General features: G+C 73.4%; 25 protein-coding genes. 15 read left to right on the top strand and 10 right to left on the bottom strand.

From position 1 onward, the window contains the following. Positions 1-234: 234 nt before the first annotated feature. Both ACWEFJ_RS27490 and ACWEFJ_RS27485 read left to right on the top strand, forming a co-directional pair. Positions 235-774 (top strand): hypothetical protein, encoded by a 540-nt coding sequence (locus tag ACWEFJ_RS27490; protein ID WP_449715467.1) that lies wholly within the window; start codon positions 235-237, stop codon positions 772-774. A 234-nt stretch (positions 775-1,008) separates the two neighbouring features. After that, a complete protein-coding gene (locus ACWEFJ_RS27485; RefSeq protein ID WP_449715466.1) occupies positions 1,009-1,527 on the top strand; it encodes a DUF2231 domain-containing protein in 519 nt (172 codons plus the stop codon). A gap of 16 nt (positions 1,528-1,543) precedes the next feature. Here the strand turns inward: ACWEFJ_RS27485 and ACWEFJ_RS27480 are convergent, their stop codons facing one another. From ACWEFJ_RS27480 to ACWEFJ_RS27470, 3 genes are read right to left on the bottom strand one after another with little or no spacing between them, the layout of a single operon-like run. Further along, positions 1,544-2,128 (bottom strand): hemerythrin domain-containing protein, encoded by a 585-nt coding sequence (locus tag ACWEFJ_RS27480; RefSeq protein ID WP_378091767.1) that lies wholly within the window; start codon positions 2,126-2,128, stop codon positions 1,544-1,546. Positions 2,129-2,138: 10 nt separating this feature from the next. Further along, positions 2,139-3,356 (bottom strand): hypothetical protein, encoded by a 1,218-nt coding sequence (locus ACWEFJ_RS27475; protein ID WP_449715465.1) that lies wholly within the window; start codon positions 3,354-3,356, stop codon positions 2,139-2,141. After that, a complete protein-coding gene (locus ACWEFJ_RS27470) occupies positions 3,353-3,784 on the bottom strand; it encodes an STAS domain-containing protein (protein WP_378091763.1) in 432 nt (143 codons plus the stop codon). Before ACWEFJ_RS27470 ends, ACWEFJ_RS27475 begins: the two co-directional genes overlap by 4 nt. Before the next feature lie 390 nt (positions 3,785-4,174). Here ACWEFJ_RS27470 and ACWEFJ_RS27465 point away from each other — a divergent pair, with 390 nt between their 5' ends. Both ACWEFJ_RS27465 and ACWEFJ_RS27460 read left to right on the top strand, forming a co-directional pair. Further along, entirely contained in the window at positions 4,175-5,092 is a 918-nt protein-coding gene (locus ACWEFJ_RS27465; RefSeq protein ID WP_449715464.1) for a hypothetical protein, read from the top strand. A 135-nt stretch (positions 5,093-5,227) separates the two neighbouring features. Continuing rightward, positions 5,228-6,025, top strand: coding sequence for an endonuclease/exonuclease/phosphatase family protein (locus ACWEFJ_RS27460; protein ID WP_449715463.1), 798 nt, complete (start codon positions 5,228-5,230; stop codon positions 6,023-6,025). A gap of 99 nt (positions 6,026-6,124) precedes the next feature. On the opposite strand, the gene rpsR is transcribed toward ACWEFJ_RS27460, so the two are convergent. The 3 genes from rpsR to rpmB all read right to left on the bottom strand — a co-directional run bounded on the left by rpsR (position 6,125) and on the right by rpmB (position 6,850). Then, a complete protein-coding gene (rpsR, locus tag ACWEFJ_RS27455; RefSeq protein ID WP_378091757.1) occupies positions 6,125-6,358 on the bottom strand; it encodes a 30S ribosomal protein S18 in 234 nt (77 codons plus the stop codon). A gap of 85 nt (positions 6,359-6,443) precedes the next feature. Next, the gene (gene rpmG, locus ACWEFJ_RS27450) at positions 6,444-6,611 is read right to left on the bottom strand and encodes a 50S ribosomal protein L33 (RefSeq protein ID WP_378091755.1); all 168 of its coding nucleotides are present in this window, start codon (positions 6,609-6,611) and stop codon (positions 6,444-6,446) included. Then, a complete protein-coding gene (gene rpmB, locus ACWEFJ_RS27445) occupies positions 6,611-6,850 on the bottom strand; it encodes a 50S ribosomal protein L28 (RefSeq protein WP_449715462.1) in 240 nt (79 codons plus the stop codon). The genes rpmG and rpmB overlap by 1 nt, the downstream gene beginning before the upstream one ends. A 175-nt stretch (positions 6,851-7,025) precedes the next feature. On the opposite strand from rpmB, the gene ACWEFJ_RS27440 reads away from it, so the two are divergent. Both ACWEFJ_RS27440 and rpmF read left to right on the top strand, forming a co-directional pair. Next, positions 7,026-7,277 carry a type B 50S ribosomal protein L31 gene (locus tag ACWEFJ_RS27440; RefSeq protein WP_378091751.1) on the top strand — a complete coding sequence of 84 codons (252 nt, stop codon included), beginning with the start codon at positions 7,026-7,028 and terminating at the stop codon, positions 7,275-7,277. 1 nt (position 7,278) lies between these two features. Beyond that, a complete protein-coding gene (gene rpmF, locus ACWEFJ_RS27435) occupies positions 7,279-7,440 on the top strand; it encodes a 50S ribosomal protein L32 (RefSeq protein WP_378091749.1) in 162 nt (53 codons plus the stop codon). A gap of 96 nt (positions 7,441-7,536) precedes the next feature. On the opposite strand, the gene ACWEFJ_RS27430 is transcribed toward rpmF, so the two are convergent. Beyond that, complete coding sequence (locus ACWEFJ_RS27430; RefSeq protein WP_449715461.1) at positions 7,537-8,763, bottom strand: glycosyltransferase; 1,227 nt, start codon at positions 8,761-8,763, stop codon at positions 7,537-7,539. Positions 8,764-8,891: 128 nt separating this feature from the next. Beyond that, positions 8,892-9,158, bottom strand: a complete 267-nt coding sequence (locus ACWEFJ_RS27425; RefSeq protein ID WP_378091745.1) for a GlsB/YeaQ/YmgE family stress response membrane protein — start codon at positions 9,156-9,158, stop codon at positions 8,892-8,894. A 249-nt stretch (positions 9,159-9,407) separates the two neighbouring features. Between ACWEFJ_RS27425 and ACWEFJ_RS27420 the strand changes: the two genes are divergently transcribed. The 5 genes from ACWEFJ_RS27420 (at position 9,408) to ACWEFJ_RS27400 (ending at position 13,072) form a co-directional block, all read left to right on the top strand. Next, entirely contained in the window at positions 9,408-9,827 is a 420-nt protein-coding gene (locus tag ACWEFJ_RS27420; RefSeq protein WP_378091743.1) for a hypothetical protein, read from the top strand. After that, positions 9,828-10,049 (top strand): helix-turn-helix transcriptional regulator, encoded by a 222-nt coding sequence (locus ACWEFJ_RS27415; RefSeq protein ID WP_378091741.1) that lies wholly within the window; start codon positions 9,828-9,830, stop codon positions 10,047-10,049. It abuts the gene before it with no gap. Between the two features lie 318 nt (positions 10,050-10,367). After that, positions 10,368-12,281: a Calx-beta domain-containing protein gene (locus tag ACWEFJ_RS27410; protein WP_449715460.1), complete on the top strand. Its 1,914-nt coding sequence runs from the start codon at positions 10,368-10,370 to the stop codon at positions 12,279-12,281. Between the two features lie 112 nt (positions 12,282-12,393). Next, positions 12,394-12,648 (top strand): hypothetical protein, encoded by a 255-nt coding sequence (locus ACWEFJ_RS27405; protein WP_378090002.1) that lies wholly within the window; start codon positions 12,394-12,396, stop codon positions 12,646-12,648. 106 nt (positions 12,649-12,754) lie between these two features. After that, positions 12,755-13,072 (top strand): hypothetical protein, encoded by a 318-nt coding sequence (locus ACWEFJ_RS27400; RefSeq protein ID WP_449715459.1) that lies wholly within the window; start codon positions 12,755-12,757, stop codon positions 13,070-13,072. Positions 13,073-13,227: 155 nt separating this feature from the next. Here the strand turns inward: ACWEFJ_RS27400 and ACWEFJ_RS27395 are convergent, their stop codons facing one another. Beyond that, complete coding sequence (locus tag ACWEFJ_RS27395) at positions 13,228-14,094, bottom strand: TIGR03564 family F420-dependent LLM class oxidoreductase (RefSeq protein WP_449715458.1); 867 nt, start codon at positions 14,092-14,094, stop codon at positions 13,228-13,230. A 90-nt stretch (positions 14,095-14,184) separates the two neighbouring features. Between ACWEFJ_RS27395 and ACWEFJ_RS27390 the strand changes: the two genes are divergently transcribed. The 4 genes from ACWEFJ_RS27390 (at position 14,185) to ACWEFJ_RS27375 (ending at position 16,362) form a co-directional block, all read left to right on the top strand. Continuing rightward, a complete protein-coding gene (locus ACWEFJ_RS27390) occupies positions 14,185-15,045 on the top strand; it encodes a LysR family transcriptional regulator (RefSeq protein WP_378090011.1) in 861 nt (286 codons plus the stop codon). A gap of 181 nt (positions 15,046-15,226) precedes the next feature. Beyond that, on the top strand, positions 15,227-15,562 hold the full coding sequence (locus ACWEFJ_RS27385) for a hypothetical protein (RefSeq protein WP_449715457.1): 336 nt from the start codon (positions 15,227-15,229) through the stop codon (positions 15,560-15,562). A 132-nt stretch (positions 15,563-15,694) separates the two neighbouring features. Beyond that, complete coding sequence (locus ACWEFJ_RS27380; protein WP_378090015.1) at positions 15,695-16,066, top strand: YidH family protein; 372 nt, start codon at positions 15,695-15,697, stop codon at positions 16,064-16,066. Then, positions 16,063-16,362, top strand: a complete 300-nt coding sequence (locus ACWEFJ_RS27375) for a DUF202 domain-containing protein (protein WP_449715456.1) — start codon at positions 16,063-16,065, stop codon at positions 16,360-16,362. Before ACWEFJ_RS27380 ends, ACWEFJ_RS27375 begins: the two co-directional genes overlap by 4 nt. An 86-nt stretch (positions 16,363-16,448) precedes the next feature. Here ACWEFJ_RS27375 and ACWEFJ_RS27370 read toward each other — a convergent pair whose 3' ends face one another. Then, positions 16,449-17,756: a GAF domain-containing protein gene (locus ACWEFJ_RS27370; protein ID WP_449715455.1), complete on the bottom strand. Its 1,308-nt coding sequence runs from the start codon at positions 17,754-17,756 to the stop codon at positions 16,449-16,451. Between the last annotated feature and the right edge of the window lie 130 nt (positions 17,757-17,886).

Below are 17,886 nucleotides of genomic sequence, written 5' to 3'. Positions count from 1 at the left end.
GCTGTGGGGCGCGGACCCCGGCGGGATCTTCGGCTACTCGCACGCGATGGGCGGGTTCAAGGGCAGCCACGCCGAGTACGTGCGGGTGCCGTTCGCCGACCACACCGCGATCCCCGCGTGCGGTGGTGGTCGGAAGCCGGGGCGGCGTGGACCTGTGGATCTCCGGCCTGGGCGCGGTCCACGTGGTCACCGCGGCGCGCCCGCCGACCGGGACACCACCACGGGTGAACCCCGATGGTAGAGGACCCGGCGCGGGGGTACCTCGTGGTGGTGGACGACTTCCTGGGCATCTACCTCAAGGACCAGCTCGCGATGGGCGTGGTGTGGCGCGAGCTGGCGCGCCGGGCGCACCGCAACAACCGCGGCACCCAGCTCGGCGAGGTGCTGGCCGGGGTCGCGACGGCCATCGCCGAGGACGTCGAGACGTTCCGGGTGATCATGAAGCGGGTCGGGGTGCGACCGGACCCGGTCAAGACGGGGTCGGCGTTCGTCGCCGAACGCCTCGGCCGGCTCAAGCGCAACGGGCGGCTGCTGTCGTACTCGCCGTTGAGCCGGTTCGAGGAGCTGGAGATCCTCACCATGGGCATCGACGGCAAGAAGCAGCTCTGGACGACCCTGCGCGACCTGGCGGGCCTGGGTTCGCGCCTGCCCGACATCGACTTCGACCACCTGATCGACCGGGCCGCGCGCCAGCGCGCCGACCTGGAGCCGTTCCGGGTCCGCGCCGGGGCCGCCGCGTTCACCGCGACACCCGCCGAGGGCTCGTCAGCCTGATCCGGCGCGCCACCGCGACGTTCCGCCAGTGGCGTGCCGGCGTGATTCGGCGCGCCACCGTGACGTCCGCCAGGGGCGTGCCGGCGTGATCCGGCGCGCCACCGCGACGTCCGCCAGGGAGTTCCCGGCGTGATCCGGCAGGCCCTCACGACACCCGTTGGGGCCCGTGGACCTGATCCGGCGCGTCACCCCCGGCGGGAGGTTCGCGGTGGCCCCGCCGGGTACTCGACGCGCATGGTCATACGTCGGACATTGCACGCGGCCGAGTCGGTCGACGCCCTTGACGCGCCCGCCGGCGCGGTCGCGCGGGTGGTGCGCAAGGCGCTGGGGCGGGGCCGGGCGGACCGGTTCCTGCGCGGCGCCTGGCTCGGCCACCCCGTGCACCCGCTGCTGGTGACCGTGCCGATCGGCGCGTGGGTGTGCGCCGCCGTGCTCGACGTCGGCTTCGGCCGGCCCGCCGACGCACGGCGGCTGGTGGCGATCGGGCTGGCGGCGACCCCGCCCACCGCGGTCGCGGGCCTGGCGGACTTCTCCCGCCTCGACCTCGCCCAGCGGCGGGTCGGCGCGCTGCACGCCGTCGGCAACCTGCTCGCCGTCGGCTGCTTCCTCGCCTCGACCCGGTGCGGCGACCGGGCCGCCCGCGTGTGGCGGCTGGCCGGCCTGGTGGTGCTCAGCGCCGGCGGCGCGCTCGGTGGTCACCTGTCCTACGCGCAGGGCGCGGGCGTCCACCGGTGGCGCGACGACGGGCGCTGAGCCGGGGCGCGCCGATTCACTTCCCGTCGTCGGACAGCGCCCCGCGCACCGCGTCCTTCACCCGGTCGAACAGGGCGACGGCCGGCCCCGCCACCACGTTCGCGGTGGCGGACTGGGTGCTCGGGTGCGGGTGCGTCGGCGCCATGCTCTCGGCGGCCCGGACCCGCTCGGCCATGCGGCGCAGCTGGTCGAGGTCGTGGTGCTGGCGCAGGTAGCGGAACTCGTAGGCCTCCTCGTGGTGCGCGTGCCGCAGCACCGCGTCGCGCAGCCGGGCCAACCCGTCGAGGAACCGCGCGTCCTCCGTGCCGATCGACTCCAGGTGGGCCAACTGCTCCTTGGCGTGCTGCTCCTCGGCGAGCCGGTCCTCCACGATGGCGGCTCCGCCGTCGACGCTGCGCCGCGCCGCCGGGTGGACGACGATCTCCTCGGCGGTCTCGTGCACGGCGAGCAGCCGCACGAGCCGGGCGAAGGCGTCCGCCCGCTGCCCGCCGGTGGACGTCTGGACCTCGCCGAACAGGTCCCGTATCTCCATGTGCTGCCCGATCAGCAGTTCCACGACGTCGGCGTCGTGTCCGGTCTCCGGGCGGGACGTGGTGGTCATCGTGCCTCCGTCAGCTCGTGGTGGGCTGCTGCCGCAGCGAGGCCACCGGGTGCTCGCCGTTGGTCGAGTGCCGGTAGTCGGTGCCGAAGTCCTCGCGGTGCAGGTCGATGACGCGTTCGCTGGGCGGCGCCTCGCCGCCCATCAGCGCCTCCTGCATGGCCTCGAACCGCTCGTGCGCCTCCTGGACGTAACCGGTGCCCAACGTGGTCAGGTCGATCTGCGTGTCCAGCAGCTCGCGCAGGTACTCCTTGTTCGGCTCGAACGTCACCGGATCGGGCAGCTCGGGCGCGAGGACCTCTTCCGGCTCGCGGTCGTCGTAGGCGCGCATCAGGTCGCACGCCGCGTGCAGGTGCTCCAGCTCCATGTTCAGGTGCAGCTCCCAGATCGCCTTGATCCGGCGGTCGGACTCGGTCTGCATGAACGAGTAGTAGAGGTAGCACTCGTTGTACTCGTGGTTGACCAGCCGCTCCCACCACGTCTCGCCCGGGTCCACGAGCGACTCGTAGTGCGTCACGTGCTCTTCCTCGATCAGCGCGATCTCCTGGTAGAGCTGCCGCGCGATGGGCTCCATGTACTCCGGCCCGACGTTGAGGTAGAAGTTCATCGTCTGCTGCTCGGCGGACATGATGGTCAACGCGTGCAGCTTGGAGATCGGGGCCGCGGTGGAGCGGTCGTAGGGCTCGCGCACGTTGTCCGCCGGGTGGCGGTGGTGGTACTTGGTGGGCCGGCCGGGGATGACCTCGGTGAGGTCGTCCACGATGCGCTCGGCCTTGCGCCGCTGGATCATCTCGTAGAGGTTGGCGTAGCGGTAGAGGTGGTCGAAGTCCTCCAGCACGCCGAACTGGTACGCCTGCGTGAGGTACGGGTCGGGCTCCATGCGCGCCACCCACGCGGTGAGGTCGACGGCGACCTGCTCGTACGCGATCGTGGTCTCCAGCGCCGAGGACACGCCGGGCAGCAGCCAGTTCACCGCCTTCTGCTGCTGTTGTTCGAGGTAGCGCACCTCCGCCAGGCGGCGTTTGACGTCCATGTCGAGGCAGTTGCGGGCGAACTGGTGGCTGAACAGCAGCGCCTCGACCTCGATGCCGTTCATGGTGATGATCCGGCACCGGGTGTAGGGGTCGCTGTGGTCGGGGTCGATCGGGTCCACGTTCAGCTCGCGCCAGCTCCGGACCTGCCGGTCCAGGGGGATGCCGCGGTGCTCCAGCGGGTTGAAGCCGGTGGTCATCGAATTCCTCCGTGCGTGTGGTCTGGTCGGTCCGGGCCCGCGCGGTCGGGCGGGCAGAGGGCGGTCAGCACGGGCTCCAGCGACGGCCACGCGCCCAGCAACGCGTCCGGGTCGGCGAAGTGCACCGCCCGGGCGACGTCGTAGGTCGAGATCACCAGCTCGACCGGCACCCCGCGCGCCCGCGCCTCGGCGCGGACGGCGGTCACCACCGCGGCTCCCCGGCCGTCGCACGCGGTCGCGCGGGACAGGTCGAGGACCAGCACGCCGGGCGACTCGCCCAGGCACCGCCGGGCGGCCTCGACCAGCGGTGTCCGCACGGGACCGGCGACACCCAGCACCAGGACGCCCGGAGCGGGCCGCGTGCGGTTGATCGGCGGGGGAGGGTCGGAGGGCTCGGCGGCGTCGGCGCGTCCATCCACAGTGGTCATCTGCTGCCCTTCCGGGAGTGGCTTCGCCTTCGCCGCTCCGGGGAAGACGCGCGGCCGGCGGGCGGGGGGACGTGCGACGGCGCTGCCCCTTCACCGTGGCACGGGTCTCCCGGGGCGGCGACCCGGTCACCGGATCGGGGCGGCGCGGTGACGACCGGGGTGTTTCACCCGGGTTCGGGCGGGTATTCGCGCAGGTTGTCCTCGCGGGCCCGCTGCGGTGCGGGAACGGGCCGCAGGCCGCCGTGCGGGCCGCCGCGGCGCCGTGCTCGGCTCCCGATCGGATGAATCGGGCCCGTACTCCCCGGCCGGGTGGCCTTGCCCGCCGACCCTTGCCGGGCGGCCCGACCGTGCTGCCATCCTCGACGCGGTGTTCCCTCCAGGAGGTCAAGGATGCTCGGCAGGATCGCGCTCGTGGTCGTCGGCACGCTCGTCTCCGGGCTGCTCACCGCGCCCGCGGGCGAAGCGGACGACACGGCCGCCAAGAGGCCGGTCTACGCCATCGCGCACGGGGTGAACAGCCCGGCCGCGCTGCACCGCGCCGTCGCGGCCGGCGCGAACGGCGTGGAGATCGACATCTGCGCCAACTGGGAGCGCCGCGACCGGCCGGCGTGGTACTTCGACCACGACTGCAAGGGCTCGACCAGGGAGCGGGCCGTCGCCCGGATGTTCGAGGAGATCGTCGCGCTCGACCCGGCCACGAGACCGCTGCTGGTGTGGCTGGACATCAAGACCCCGGACAAGTGCCGCAAGGCCGAGGCGCCGTGCTCCACCCGCGGCCTGGCCCGCCAGGCGAAGACCCTCACCAACGCCGGCGTGCAGGTCCTCTACGACCTGACGAGCAAGGACTACGACAAGAACAAGGAAACCCTGCGCGGACCCGGGTACCGCAACCTGGCCCCGGACATCTCCGCGAAGGACGAGAACGGCGTCCCGCTGGAGGGCGTCGGGTTCTGGGGCGACACCGAGCACGCGCTGGCGGCGTTCCGGAAGGCGAACGTGCCGCCCGGCCAGCGGGTCCTGGAGGTCGGCGACTGCGGCAGCATCTACCGCGAAGAGGTGAAGGGTGACGTCGAGACCGGCGCCGCGGAACGCGACAAGCCGAACCCCGGACTCGCGGCCGTGCTGGTGTGGACCATGTACGCCAAGGGTTATCCGGAGTGCGACGAGGTGCTCGGGCCGATCGACGGGATCATCGCCGGCAACCACGACTTCGGCAAGAACGCGGAGGACGCGGCCACCCTCAGGTGGGTGACCGAGGGCAGCGGCAACGAACTCGCCCGACCCGGTCACCGGCTGTTCCGCGAGTAGCGCGACGAAGCCGCCGGGGAGGCCCGGGACCCGGCCGTGCACCCGACGCCCGGCCGCGGTTCACCAGGGCGTCGGGACGGTGAACACTTGCCGGCGGACCTTCGGGTTCGGGAACCCGATGAGCACAATCGCCCCATGATCCAACGTTCCGCCGCGCGCCCGCTCACGGCACTGCTCGGCTGCCTGCTCGTCGCCTTCCTGCTGTCCCCGGCCGCCGCGGCCGCCGGGTCCGCGGAGACCCGGTCGCCCGCGCGCCCGCCGTACTCGTTGCTGCACATGAACGTCTGCGCCAGCGGCTACGCCGGCTGCTACGCCGGGACCGAGTACCCGAAGATCGTGGACGAGGTGGTCGCCCGCATCGAGGCCAACGACGTCAACGCGGTCACCCTGAACGAGGCGTGCAGCGGCGACGTGGCCGAGATCGCCGCCCGCACCGGCTACCACCACCGCTTCGCCACCGTGATCTACCGCGGCGCACCGTTGGCCTGCAAGTCACCGGAGGGGCGGGGCGTGTTCGGCAACGCCGTGCTGACCAAGGAGGCGATCCGCGCCGCCGAGGACGCGCCGTTCTCCGTCTTCAGCGGCGTGGAGGAGCGGCGCTGGCTCTGCGTGACGACCGCCCGCCGGGTGGACGTGTGCACCACCCACCTGTCCACCGGCGGCGAGGCGCCGGGCACCGCCAACGCGACCCAGTGCGCCGAACTGACCGCGATCCTGGCCTCGCGCGGCCGTCCGACGATCTTCGCGGGCGACGTCAACCGCCGTGCCTCGTGCGCGCCGACCGGCCACTGGACCCTGACCGACGCGTCGGCCGCCCAGGCTCCCGGCATCCAGCACGCCTACGGCGACCTCGCCGCCCCGGTGCTGGAGATCGAGCCGACCACCTACACCGACCACGACGCGCTGGTGGTCCGCGCCGGCCTGCGCCGCTGACCGACCGGCGGTCGCCGTTCACCCGGGAAGCCCGCGCCGCCGCCTCGCCCGCACCCCGCGGTCGAGGCGGCGGCGTAATGGTGGGGCGGCCCGCCCCGCTCAGCGGCCCTTGGCGGGGTAGGGGAGCAGCGCCATCTCGCGTGCGTTCTTGATGGCGGCGGCGACCCGGCGTTGTTGTTGCGGGGTCAGGCCGGTGACACGGCGGGAGCGGATCTTGCCGCGGTCGGAGATGAACTTGCGCAGCAGGGCGACGTCCTTCCAGTCGACGTGGGTGACGCCCTCCCGGTGCAGCAGGTTGGCGCGGCGCTTCGGCGCACGTTCCGGTCGTGGCATCCGGCTCACCGGCCCGGCTCGGTGACGCCGGGCAGGACGATCTCCCGCCGCTGCCGCTCCTCGGCGATCTCGGACTCCTCGGCCATCACCGCTCCTCGCGGAAGTCGACGTGGCGGCGCACGACGGGGTCGAACTTGCGCAGCACGAGGCGGTCGGGGTCGTTGCGGCGGTTCTTGCGGGTGACGTAGGTGTAGCCGGTGCCCGCGGTCGACCTCATCTTGATGATCGGCCGGACGTCGGTGGCCTTCGCCATCAGACCTTCACCCCCTGGCGGCGCAGCTCGGCGACGACGGCCTCGATGCCGCGCCTGTCGACGGTCTTGATGCCCTTGGTCGACAGGGTCAACACCACGTACCTGTTCTCGGACGGCAGCCGGAAGCGGCGGCGCTGGGTGTTGGGCAGCCAGTGCCGCGACGTGCGCCGGTGGGAGTGGGAGACCTGTTTGCCGTAGCCGGGTTTGTGGCCGGTGACCTGGCAGTGCCGTGAGGACACGCTACCTCCAGTTGGAAACGACAATCGTTTCCGTTAGGCTAGCGCACAGAGGGACCGAGGTCGTACCGGTGGCCAGGCTCGCCGGGCGCTGGTGACCGACGAGGAGTCGGCGCCGGCCGACGAACTGCCGTTCGCCGAACCGGTTTGCCGAACGGCACGACGAGATGGAGGAGCTGTGAAGCAGGGCATCCACCCCGACTACCACCCGGTGGTCTTCCGCGACCAGGCCACGGGCAAGGCGTTCCTGACCAGGTCCACCGCCACCTCGACCCGCACGATCGACTGGGAGGACGGCAACACCTACCCGCTCATCACCGTCGACATCACCTCCGACTCCCACCCGTTCTGGACCGGCAACCAGCGCGTGGTGGACACCGCCGGCCGGGTCGAGAAGTTCAACCGCCGCTACGGCAGGAGGAACCGCTGACATGGCCGTCCCCAAGCGCAAGACGTCGCGCGGCAACACCCGCCACCGCCGCTCCCGGTGGAAGGCCACCGCACCGGACCTGGTGCCGGTGACCACCTTGGACGGACGGAGGCTGACCGTGCCGCGCCGACTGGTCGCCGCCTACCGCCGCGGCCTGCTCTGACCGTCCGGACGAGTCCTCTGTGGACGGCCGCTCCAGGTCGGGGCGCCGTCGGCCGGGACTCGCCGGTCGCGGGGCGGGACGGCTTCCCCCGCACCCTCAGGAACCGGTCAGGCGTTCCAGCACGGTGACCGCCGCGCCCGGACCGTCCTCGGCCGCGACGCGGGTGGCCAGGGCGCGTGCCGACGCGGTTCGGCCCAGGGCGGCGCGGAGCGCTTCGGTGAGGGCGTCGGCCGTGACGCGGTCCCGGGCGGGGGTGGCCGCGCCGACGCCCAGCTCCGTGACGCGGCGGCCCCAGAAGAACTGGTCGGCGAAGAACGGCACGACCACCGACGGGACGCCCGCCAGCACGGCCGCCGCCGTCGTGCCCGCGCCGCCGTGGTGGACGGCGGCGGCGCAGCGGGGGAACAGCGCGCGGTGGGGGACGTCGTCGACGACCACCACGTCGTCGCCGGCGTCTCCGGCGCCCAGGCCGCTCCAGCCGGACAGCAGCACGGCTCGCCTGCCGACCCGGCGTGCCGCGGTGAGCAGCAGCTCGGCGGCCGCGGCCGGGTCCTGGTCGGGCATGCTGCCGAAGCCCAGGTACACGGGAGGTTCGCCCGCGTCCAGGAAGTCGACCAGGTCCGCCGGCAGGGTGGTGTCGGCTTCGGTGAACCAGTACCCGGTCACGTGGTCGTCGGACGTCCAGTCGGGCGGGGGCGGCACCACGGAGGGGCTGAAGCCGTACAGGCGGGGCGGCCGGCGTCGCGGCGGCGGTGTGCGGCGGGGCAGGGGCGGCAGGCCGAGTCCGGCGCGCTGGTCGTCCAACAGGGGTCGGAACGCCCGCCACAGCAGCGCTTCGGAGAACCGCCAGGTCGCGTGGTTGAGCGCCGCGGGCACCGGGGTCGGCAGGGCGGTCATCGGGAACGCGCGGGTGGGCGTGTTGGGCGACAGGTGCGCCGCGACCGCCGGCACGCCCCGGTGCTCGGCGACGGTGGGCCCGAACGCGACCAGCGTCGAGTGCACGACGACGTCGGCGTCCCGGCACGCGTCCACGGCCGCCGCCAGGGATCCGCGCAGCTCGGGCCCGACCACCTCGCGCAGCCGTCGGACCAGCGTGACCGGGTTCCGCGCGGCGAGCAGCGCCCGACCCTCCGGCCCGGCGAGCGTGGCCTTGGGATCGCCGGGCAGCTCGGCGAAGTCCAGCCCGGCCGCGCGCACGACCCCGTCGAACTCCCGGTGCGTCACCAACCGAACCCCGTGACCGGCCGCGCGCAGCCGTGCGCCCAGGGCCAGGAACGGCTCGACGTCACCCCGCGACCCCGCGGTCAGCACGGACACCTGCACCGGCGGCACCCCTCCCCACGACAGGCGGCAAGGGTAACCACCTCGTCCGACGCCACCGATCACGCCCGCCGCACGCCGAACGGCCCCGCCACCACCCGGTGACGGGGCCGTGCGACGTGGTCCGGCGGTTATCGGACGCTGGTGCGGTGGCGGTTGCCGGCGATGGCCTCCGCGACACCGATGAGCAGCACCGAGGCGATCACGGCGAGGATGAAGCCGAGCACGTTCAGCTCGAAGATGTCGCCGGTGCCGAGCAGGTTGGCGATGGTGCCGCCGATGACCGAGCCGACCAGTCCCAGCAGCAGCGTCGCCACGATGCCGAGGTTCTGCTTGCCGGGCTTGATCAGGCGGGCGAGCGCGCCGATGATCAAACCGGCGACGATGAACCCGATCACGTGACCCTCCTGGTGTCGTTGGTCTTGTGCCCTTCGGCTACCCGATCACCTCGCGCTCCAACCGTGCCGCGACGGAGGTCACGGCGAATTCGCCGGTGGACGCGTGCATTCCGGTGCCGGGGGATCCGCCTCGCGGGTGCGCGGAAGGCTGCGGCGGCGGCCGTCGGGCATGTCAAAGATGCTTGACGTCGTGTCAAGCAGTGCTTACCTTCGTGATGTCAAGTTCGCTTTACACGGCGGAGGGGTGCGATGTCGTACGAGGAGAAGGGGACGTGGCTCTACCTGGCGGTCACCGTGGTGACCTACGTCGGGTACGTCATGGTGGTGTTAGGCCGGACGGGGAACGGGTCGATGGCGTCGGTGGCGTACGTCGCCCCGATGTTGTGGGCCATCGGCGTCTCCATCGCGCTGTCCGTCGTCGGGCGGATCGTGCTCGCGGTGGTCCGACCCGGCGACCGCCACCGGCCCGACGCGCGCGACCGCGACATCAACCGGTTCGGTGAGCACGTGGCCGGGATCGCGCTGGGCGCGGGCATGGTGCTGCCGTTCGCCTTGACGCTGTGGGGCGCGCCGCACTTCTGGATCGCCAACGCGATCTACGCCGTGTTCACCGCGTGGGCGGTGTTCGGCGCGGCCGTCAAGCTGGTCGCCTACCGGCGGGGGTTCTAGTTGGGCAAGCCGACCAGGATCACCAACTCGATCCGCGCACTCCGCTTCGCGCACGACGAGATGACGCAGGCCGAACTGGCCAAGCGCCTCGACGTCACGCGCCAGACCGTCATCGCCATCGAGCAGGGCCGCTACTCGCCCTCGCTGGAGATGGCGTTCCGCATCGCCCGCGTGTTCGGCGTCCCGCTCGGCGACGTGTTCCAGTACCCGGAGGAGGACTGAGGGTCCGCGCGGTGCGGCGGGCGCGGGAGTGGGCCGGACGTGGCCGTAATCGAGCGGTCGTCGTCACCTGGGGGGACCACCGGTCACACCGGCCGTGTCGTGACACGATTTCCCGTGTCACACCGCTGGAGGCTTGGCGGGAAACGCCGCGGCGTCGATGATCGGGTTACGTTTCCATGACGGGGGCAATTCATTCCGGTTGATCGGCCGCGGCTCGCGGATATCCGGTTGTCCTCCGCGTCGCGCCGGTCGGCGGTCGGCCCGAAAACCGGGCCGTGTTCGCGGGCGTGGACGCGAACGATCCCGATCGGAGAATTCATGTCCTATTCCAGCGCGCGGCGTTCCTCGCGCAGATCCGTCGCCGCGCTCACCTCCGCGCTGGTGGTGTGGGCCACGACGGTCGCGATCGTCGCCGCGCCCCAGGCGGCGGCCCAGGTGGACCCCGTCGACGTCGAGGTCACCCTCGGCCCCGGCGCGGGCACGACGGTGGCCAAGTCGGTCACCACCCCGGCGGTCCCGCCCAACCCCGACCTGGTGTTCCTGGCCGACACCACCGGCAGCATGGGCAGCGCCATCACCGACGTCCGCACGAACGCGGGCGCGGTCACCGACGCGGTGCTCGACGCCCAGCCCACGGCGCGGTTCGCGGTCGCGGAGTACCGTGACCAGGGCGACGCGTTCGCGTTCCGGGTCAACCAGAACCTCACCGGCGACACCGCGGCCGTGCAGGACGGGATCAACGCCTGGGTGGCCGGTGGCGGCGGCGACTACCCCGAGGCCGCCGTCAACGCCCTGTTCGAGATCGGCAGCGGCGCGATCGCGTTCCGCCCCGACGGCACCCGCATCGTGGCCTGGTTCGGCGACGCGCCCTCCCACGACCCCAGCCTCGGCCACACCCTCGCCGACGCGATCGCCGCGCTCCGGGCCGCCGACGTCCGCGTCATCGCGGTCAACGTCGGCCCGGCGGGCGGCGGGCTCGACACCGGCGGCCAGGCGACGGCCATCGTGAACGCGACCGGCGGCGTGCTGCTGAACAACGTCCCGGCCAACCAGGTGGCGCAGGCCATCCTCGACGGCATCCGGGCCGTGCAGGTCACCGTCACGCCCACCGTCACGTCCTGCGACCCGCAGCTGACCTTGGGGTTCACGCCCGCGAGCCGCACCGTGAACAGCGGTGAGGTCGCCGGCTTCACCGAGAGCATCTCCGTCGACCCGGGCGCGCCCGCCGGCACCTACCGCTGCACCGTGGACTTCCTGGTCGACGGCGCCTCCCGCGGTTTCATCGAGCGGAACACCGTGCACGTGCCCGGCCTGTCCATCGACGACGTGGTGGTCGCCGAGGGCAACGCCGGCACCACGCCCGCCGCCTTCACGGTCGGCCTGGACCGGCCGAGCCCGAGCCCGGTGACGGTCGCCTTCGCCACCGCCGACGGCACCGCGGTCGCCCCGGCGGACTACGCGGCCACCACCGGCACGGTGACCTTCGCGCCGGGCGAGACGTCCAAGCCGGTGATCGTGCCGGTCAACGGTGACACGGTGGACGAGCCGGACGAGACGTTCACGGTGGCGCTGTCCGCGGCGGGCGGCGCGGCCATCACCGACGCGGTCGGGGTCGGCACGATCATCGACGACGACCGCGACGGCGTCTTCTCCTGCCGGGCGAGCGCGCTGAACCTGGTCGGCATCGAGCCGGTCGTCGCCAACCCGGCGGACGTGCCGTGCGTGGACGACGCCAAGACGCTCGCGCAGGTGGACCTGAACGCGGCGGCGCTGACCGTCAAGGCCAAGGCGCTGACCGCCACCACCGACCGGACGCCGGACGACCCGACCACGACCCCGCCCGCCGCGGGCGACAACGCCACCGCGAACGCCAAGGTGGACACCACCACCATCAGCACGCTCGGCGTGGTCATCGAGCTGGGCGTGATCAGGTCCGACGCGGCGGTCACGTGCGTGCCGACCGGCACGGGCCTGGCGCCGCGGTTCACCGGCAGCTCCTCGATCGCCTCGCTGAAGATCAACGGCGTGCCGACCACCGTGGGCTCCGCGCCCCTGACCATCCCGCTGGTGATCGGCTCCCTCCGGCTCAACAGCACCGAGGTCACGTCGACCGCGGTGACCCAGCGGGCCGTGGTGCTGGACACCCTGCTCGCCGACGTGGTGATCGGTGAGGCGCGCGCCGACTTCCACGGCACCGCCGCCCACCCCGGCGGCAACCCCTGCACCACCTGACCCGCACGGGCCGCCGCATCCGGTACGGGGTGCGGCGGCCCGTGCTCCCCGACAATATGAAAAATGCGGGTCCGTTTTCTGTGGAGGCCCCACGGGAAGTGGCATCCGCGGCGTGTCCATCACCGTGACGATCACCTGGAACACCGGCGAGACCACGACCGTGTCCGCGGTCGGGGTCGTCGTGCTGCGGCCCGCCAACGAGGTCGTCGTGGTCTACCAGGGCACGGTGACCGCGGGCCGGTTCAGCGGCGCGTCGGTGGTGATGTCGGCGGCCCTGGTCAACACCACGCCGGCGCAGTGCTTCACCGCCGCGGGCGTCACGCACACCGAAGGGCCGGCCGCCATCGTCGTCACCGACGTGGTCTGACGCTCCGGGACCGGTTTCGCCGAGCGCCCCGTCGCCGGACGGCGTAGCGGTTCGCCGCACTTCGTGGCCGAGCGCCGGGCCGGTGGACCGGGGCGAGGAGGGCGTCGTGGTGGGGCAACCGGGATGGGTGCCGGTGGACCGGCGGTTCCTGGGCCTGGACCGGCGGACGTTCACGCCCGCGCTGGTCGTCCTGGCGATCGCGCTGGTGCTGATCTACGGGGTGCCGGGCCTGAACGCGGCGATCCCGTGGCACCACGAGATCCGCGCCGGTGACGTGCTGGACCTCGGCGACGGCGGTGCCACCGGTGGGGTGGCAGTTGGAGGACGGCACGCTGGTCGGCGGCGCGGGCGCGTCGCCGACGAACCTGGACGTCGTGCCGGCGTCGTGCGCGCCCGGAGCGAACTGCTGCGCTTGCGCGGGTGACGCGAGCGGGCGTCAGTCCCGGACTCGCTCGGCCACGTCGGGTGTCCGAGGCTGTTGCGCCTGCGCGGGTGACCAACGCGGCGGCAGCACCTGAGCGCCCGGCGTCGTGCGGCCCCGAGCGAAGTGCTGCGCCTGCGCGGGTGACGAGCGGGGCGTCAGTCCCGGACCTGCGCGGCGACGTCGAGCGTCCGGGCGCGTTCCTCGGCGGTGCCGACCGGCATGACGATCAGGTCGGTCGCGCCGGCGTCGCGGTAGCGGCGCAGTTCGCGCAGCACGGTCTCCTCGTCGCCGGTCACGAGCGCCTCGGCGGGCCCGGCCAGGCCGCCGCGGTCGAGCATCGCCCGGTACGCCGGCAGCTCGCCGGACCCGCCGTACCGGGCGGCGACCCGGTCTCGCGCGCCGTCGGGGTCGTCGGTCACCGTCACCATCGGCATCACCGCGATCCGCGCGCCGTCCAGGCGCGGGACCAGGTAGTCGGCGACGGTGCCGGGGCGCACCCAGATGGCGATCGTGCCGTCGGCGTGGTCGCGCGCCACCCCCAGCATCTTCGGTCCCAGCGCGCCGACGAGCACCTTCGGCGGCGTCACGCTCACTTCGAGCTTCGTGTCGACGGTGAAGAACTCGCCGCGGTGGGTGACGTGCTCCCCGGCCATGAGGGGGCGCAGCACGTCCAGGTACTCGCGGGTGTGCCGCAGCGGCGCGGTGTGGGGGATGCCGAACCAGCCGGTGATCGCGGCCGCGTGGCTGGGGCCGATGCCGAGCGTGAGGCGTCCGCCGGTGAGCGCCTGCACGGTGACCGCCTCGGTGGCGAGCGCGACCGGGTGACGCGGGTAGGTGGGCACGACCGCGGTGCCCAGCTCGGCGGGTCCGCCGGTCATGCCGGCCAGCACGGTCAGCGGGTCCCACCCGCCGGGCAGCTGGTTGGTCCAGGCGCTGTCGAGCCCGCGCGCGGCCGCGTCGGCGGCGTCGGCCAGCACGTCGTCGACCGGGCCGTAGGCGGTGATGTGGGTTCCGATCCGCATGCCGCCAGTCCAGCGGGCGGAGCCCCGGCGAACCAGCGCCAACCCGTCCGCGCAGCGATCAGCGAACGTGATCGCCGTAGCATCGGCGGGGTGGAGCTGCGCGCGTTGCGGTACTTCGTCACGGTCGCCGAGGAGCTGCACTTCGGGCGCGCGGCGGAGCGGCTGGGCATCGTGCAGCCGGCGGTGAGCCAGCAGGTGGCGCGGCTGGAGCGGGAGCTGGGTGTGCGGCTGCTGGACCGGACGCCGCGCCGGGTCCGGCTCACCGACGCGGGCCTGCGGGTGCTCGCCGCCGCCCGGGACGCGCTGGCCGCGGCGGAGAGGGTCCGCGCGGTCGCGCACCGGCTGCCGGGCACCGTGCGGATCGGCACCGCACCCGGCCTGACCGGCAGGCTGGAACGCGGCATCGACGCGTTGCGCGCCGCCAACCCGCGGCTCGACGTGGTGCTGGTCGACCTGCCCCTGCCCGCGCGGCTGACCGCCGTGCGGCAGGGCGAGCTGGACCTGGCCCTGGCCCGCGGGCCGGTGGCGGCGCCGGGCGTGCGGGTGCTGCCCGCGTGGTCCGAGCCGCTGCACGCGGTGGTCTCGGTGCGGCACCGGCTCGCCGACCGCGCCGCGGTGTCCCCGCGCGACCTGGCAGGCTTCGCGCTGCGGGCGCCGTCCCGCCGCGCCGACCCGCCGCTGCACGACGCGATCACGTCCGCGCTGCGGGAGCTGGGCGTGCACCCGCCGTTGGGCCGGCCGACCGGCACGGTGCAGGACACGGTGGTCGAGGTCGGGGCCGACCCGACCAGTTGGGCGCTGCTGCCCGCGGACCAGCTCGCGGACGCGGCCTCCACGCGGGTGCGCGCGATCCCCCTCGACCCGCCGCTCCTGGTGGCGGGCAACGTGATCACCCCCGACGACGACACGCCCGAGCACTGCACGCACACCACGGTCGCCGCGTTCCGGTGAGCGGCGCCGGGCCGCCCCGGGTCGATTACGAAGGGCGAAGTCCACACCACCCCATCGCACACACGGCGCGCCCATCGTGGGATGGTGCCCCGCCGTCGGCGGCGATACCGTCGCTCCCGAAATCCGCGACGTTCCGGCGGATTTCGGGAACAGGCCGTCGGCCACCGGGAAGAAGGATGTCATGAGCAACCGCTACCGGGCGAAGATGTCGGCGGTGGCACTCGCCGCCGTGGCCCTCCTGGGCGCGGCGCCGGGCATTTCCGGCGCGTCACCCCTCCAGGTGGACGGGACCCGGTCCGCCGCCGAAGCACCGCCCCGCGCCCCGGTGCGCCTGGGCGTGTGCATCCCGATGCACGTCCCCGAGGGCACCGAAGTCGACAACCAGAACAACGTCCGGCTGTACTTCTACCAGAACGACCGGTGCAAGGCCCCGGCCGCGTTCGTGGTCGAACCCTTCACCAAGAGGGACACGCCCACCTGGGCGGACAGCTATTGGATCGAACCGCTCTGGCCGTAGGCGTCGGCGTCCACGGTGAGGCAATAGCCGTCCACGCCGCGAACCGTTTCCGAGGCCGCGAACTCCGCGCGGGCGTCCCCGACCGGTCGTCCCCCGTGCGCGTGCCGGCGGGGGTCCGCGCATACTGCCCAGGTGCCAGGTGGGACGAAGGAACGGTTTCCCCGGTGGGTCTACGGCGTCGGCGAGGAGCCCGACCCGCGGTTCACCATGGCCAACGAGCGGACGTTCCTGGCCTGGATGCGCACGTCGCTCGCGCTGGTCGCGGGCGGGGTGGCGCTGGAAGCCCTCCACCTGCCGCTCCAGCCGACGCTGCGGCTGGTCGCGTCCATCCTGTTGCTGGTGCTGGGCCTGGTCGCCGTCCTGCAGGGGTGGTGGGGCTGGGCCCGGACCGAACGCGCCATCCGCCGGGGCGACCCGTTGCCGTCATTGGGCCCGGCGGTCGTGCTCGCGGTCGGCGTGGCGGTGGTGATCGTGCTGGTGCTCGTCGCCGTCCTGACCCGGTGACCGCCGTGACGCCGACGGGGGATCGCGGCCTCCAACCCGAGCGGACCGTCCTGGCGTGGCGCCGCACGGTGCTGGCGCTGGCCGTCGGCTCGCTGCTGTCGCTGCGACTGGTGGCCGCGCCGTGGGGCCCGTGGGCGGGCGCGGGAGGTCTGGTCGTGGCGGCGGCCCTGTGGGTCGCCGCCGAACGCCGCGCCCGTCACCGCGCCTCGGCCGGCGCCGGCCTGCTCGCCACCCTGGCCGGGGTCGTGGTCGCGGTGGTCGTGCTGGCCCTGGTGTGGCTCTGCGTTCGCGCCTGAGGCTCGTCCCGTTCCGGGATCCCGGGCCGGGACGGGGACTCCTGGGATGACGTCCGCACGACGCGGGTCCCGTCAGGTGCGGTACGTCACGTCCGGCGGGCTCGGGACGGGCGGCGGTTGAGGTAGGCGGCCAGGCCGCCGAGTTCCTCGCTGGCGATGAACGCCGACCGCACGGTGAGGAGGGCTTCCTCGGCGTGGACGTGGCAACCCCAGGCCGCGTCACCCCAGGCGTCGGCGACCTTCAGCTCGGCCGGTTCGCCGCACCCGTCGGCGCCGCCCAGCTGGCACTGCCGGGGATGGGGCACGGTGGCCTGCGTGGCCGCGGCGGCACGCATCCGGTCGGCCAGGTCGGCCGCGGCGGCGGCGCGTTCCTCGGCTTCGGCGCGCAGCTCCTGCTCCGCGAGCATCGCCTTGGTCAGCTCGGCGTGGGCCGCTTCGGCGCGGGCTTCGGCGTCACGGCGCGCCTGCTCGCTGTGGTGGCGCTCGATGGCCAGGGCCGCGGTGCCGGCGAAGACGCGGGCCAGGGCGAGGTCGGACTCCTGCGGGGCGCGCGGGGTCCGGTGGTACATCGCGAAGGTGCCCAGCAGGCTCCCGTCGCGGGCCAGGATCGGCGTGGACCAGCAGGCGGCGAGCCCGGCCCGGTCCGCCAGGTCTCGGAAGTCGTCCCAGAACGGGTCGGTCGCGATGTCGGTCACGACGACCGGTTCCCGGCGGTGGGCGGCCGTGCCGCAGGAGCCGACGCCCTCGCCGGTGGCGATCCCGTCGATGGCCTCGTTGTAGAAGTCGGGCAGGCTGGGCGCGGCCCCGTGGCGCAGGTGCCGGCCGTCGGGGTCGGCGAGCAGGACGGAGACGAGCACCTCCTGCGGGGCGAGGTTCTCGATGCACCGCGCCATCCCGTCGAGGACGTCGGTCAACGGCGCCTGGCGGGCGATCTGCTCGAGCAGCGCGCGGTGCTCGGCCATCAGGTGCTGGGCATGCTTGACCTGGGTGGTCTCCACCCCGATCACCCAGATGCCGACGACGTTGCCCTCTCCGTCGCGGCGCGGCTCGTAGGTGAAGTCGAAGAACACCTCCCGCGCCCGCGGGCCGGTGTCGAGCACGACCCGGACGTCGTGGCCGGTGTAGGACTCGCCGGTGCGGTAGACCTGGTCGAGCAGGGCGATGAAACCCTGATCGGCCAGTTCGGGCATCAGTTCCACCAGCGGCACGCCGGTCCGCGCCCGGTGCTCGCCGATGGTGGCGAAGAACGCGTGGTTCGCCGTCTCCACCACGTGCGCCGGCCCCACCAGGGAAGCGAACACGGCGATGGACTGCCCGAACAAGACCCGCAAATCCTCCTCGGCCGCCGGTCGGGCGACCGCGTCGAAGGGCTGCCGGTCTGATGCCGTTGTCATCGTGTGGTCCACTCCTCGTCCTGTGGCGCCAATCCTAATGTCCGGGACGCGCCACCGCGTGACGGGCGGCCCGGAGCCCCCCCGGGGCGCCCCGCCCCGCCGAGCCCCAGGCCGCCGCGCCGGGGGACGA

Source organism: Actinosynnema sp. NPDC004786 (genome assembly GCF_053601135.1).
Note: the sequence above shows the minus strand (reverse complement) of the source record. Positions and strands in the feature narration are given on the sequence as shown.

Coding starts and splice junctions, on each gene's coding strand:
- ACWEFJ_RS27490 (WP_449715467.1), top strand. CDS start 235: ATGGTAGAGGACCCGGCGCGGGGGTACCTCGTGGTGGTGGACGACTTC.
- ACWEFJ_RS27485 (WP_449715466.1), top strand. CDS start 1,009: ATGGTCATACGTCGGACATTGCACGCGGCCGAGTCGGTCGACGCCCTT.
- ACWEFJ_RS27480 (WP_378091767.1), bottom strand. CDS start 2,128: ATGACCACCACGTCCCGCCCGGAGACCGGACACGACGCCGACGTCGTG.
- ACWEFJ_RS27475 (WP_449715465.1), bottom strand. CDS start 3,356: ATGACCACCGGCTTCAACCCGCTGGAGCACCGCGGCATCCCCCTGGAC.
- ACWEFJ_RS27470 (WP_378091763.1), bottom strand. CDS start 3,784: ATGACCACTGTGGATGGACGCGCCGACGCCGCCGAGCCCTCCGACCCT.
- ACWEFJ_RS27465 (WP_449715464.1), top strand. CDS start 4,175: ATGCTCGGCAGGATCGCGCTCGTGGTCGTCGGCACGCTCGTCTCCGGG.
- ACWEFJ_RS27460 (WP_449715463.1), top strand. CDS start 5,228: ATGATCCAACGTTCCGCCGCGCGCCCGCTCACGGCACTGCTCGGCTGC.
- rpsR (WP_378091757.1), bottom strand. CDS start 6,358: ATGCCACGACCGGAACGTGCGCCGAAGCGCCGCGCCAACCTGCTGCAC.
- rpmG (WP_378091755.1), bottom strand. CDS start 6,611: ATGGCGAAGGCCACCGACGTCCGGCCGATCATCAAGATGAGGTCGACC.
- rpmF (WP_378091749.1), top strand. CDS start 7,279: ATGGCCGTCCCCAAGCGCAAGACGTCGCGCGGCAACACCCGCCACCGC.
- ACWEFJ_RS27420 (WP_378091743.1), top strand. CDS start 9,408: ATGTCGTACGAGGAGAAGGGGACGTGGCTCTACCTGGCGGTCACCGTG.
- ACWEFJ_RS27410 (WP_449715460.1), top strand. CDS start 10,368: ATGTCCTATTCCAGCGCGCGGCGTTCCTCGCGCAGATCCGTCGCCGCG.
- ACWEFJ_RS27395 (WP_449715458.1), bottom strand. CDS start 14,094: ATGCGGATCGGAACCCACATCACCGCCTACGGCCCGGTCGACGACGTG.
- ACWEFJ_RS27385 (WP_449715457.1), top strand. CDS start 15,227: ATGAGCAACCGCTACCGGGCGAAGATGTCGGCGGTGGCACTCGCCGCC.
- ACWEFJ_RS27370 (WP_449715455.1), bottom strand. CDS start 17,756: ATGACAACGGCATCAGACCGGCAGCCCTTCGACGCGGTCGCCCGACCG.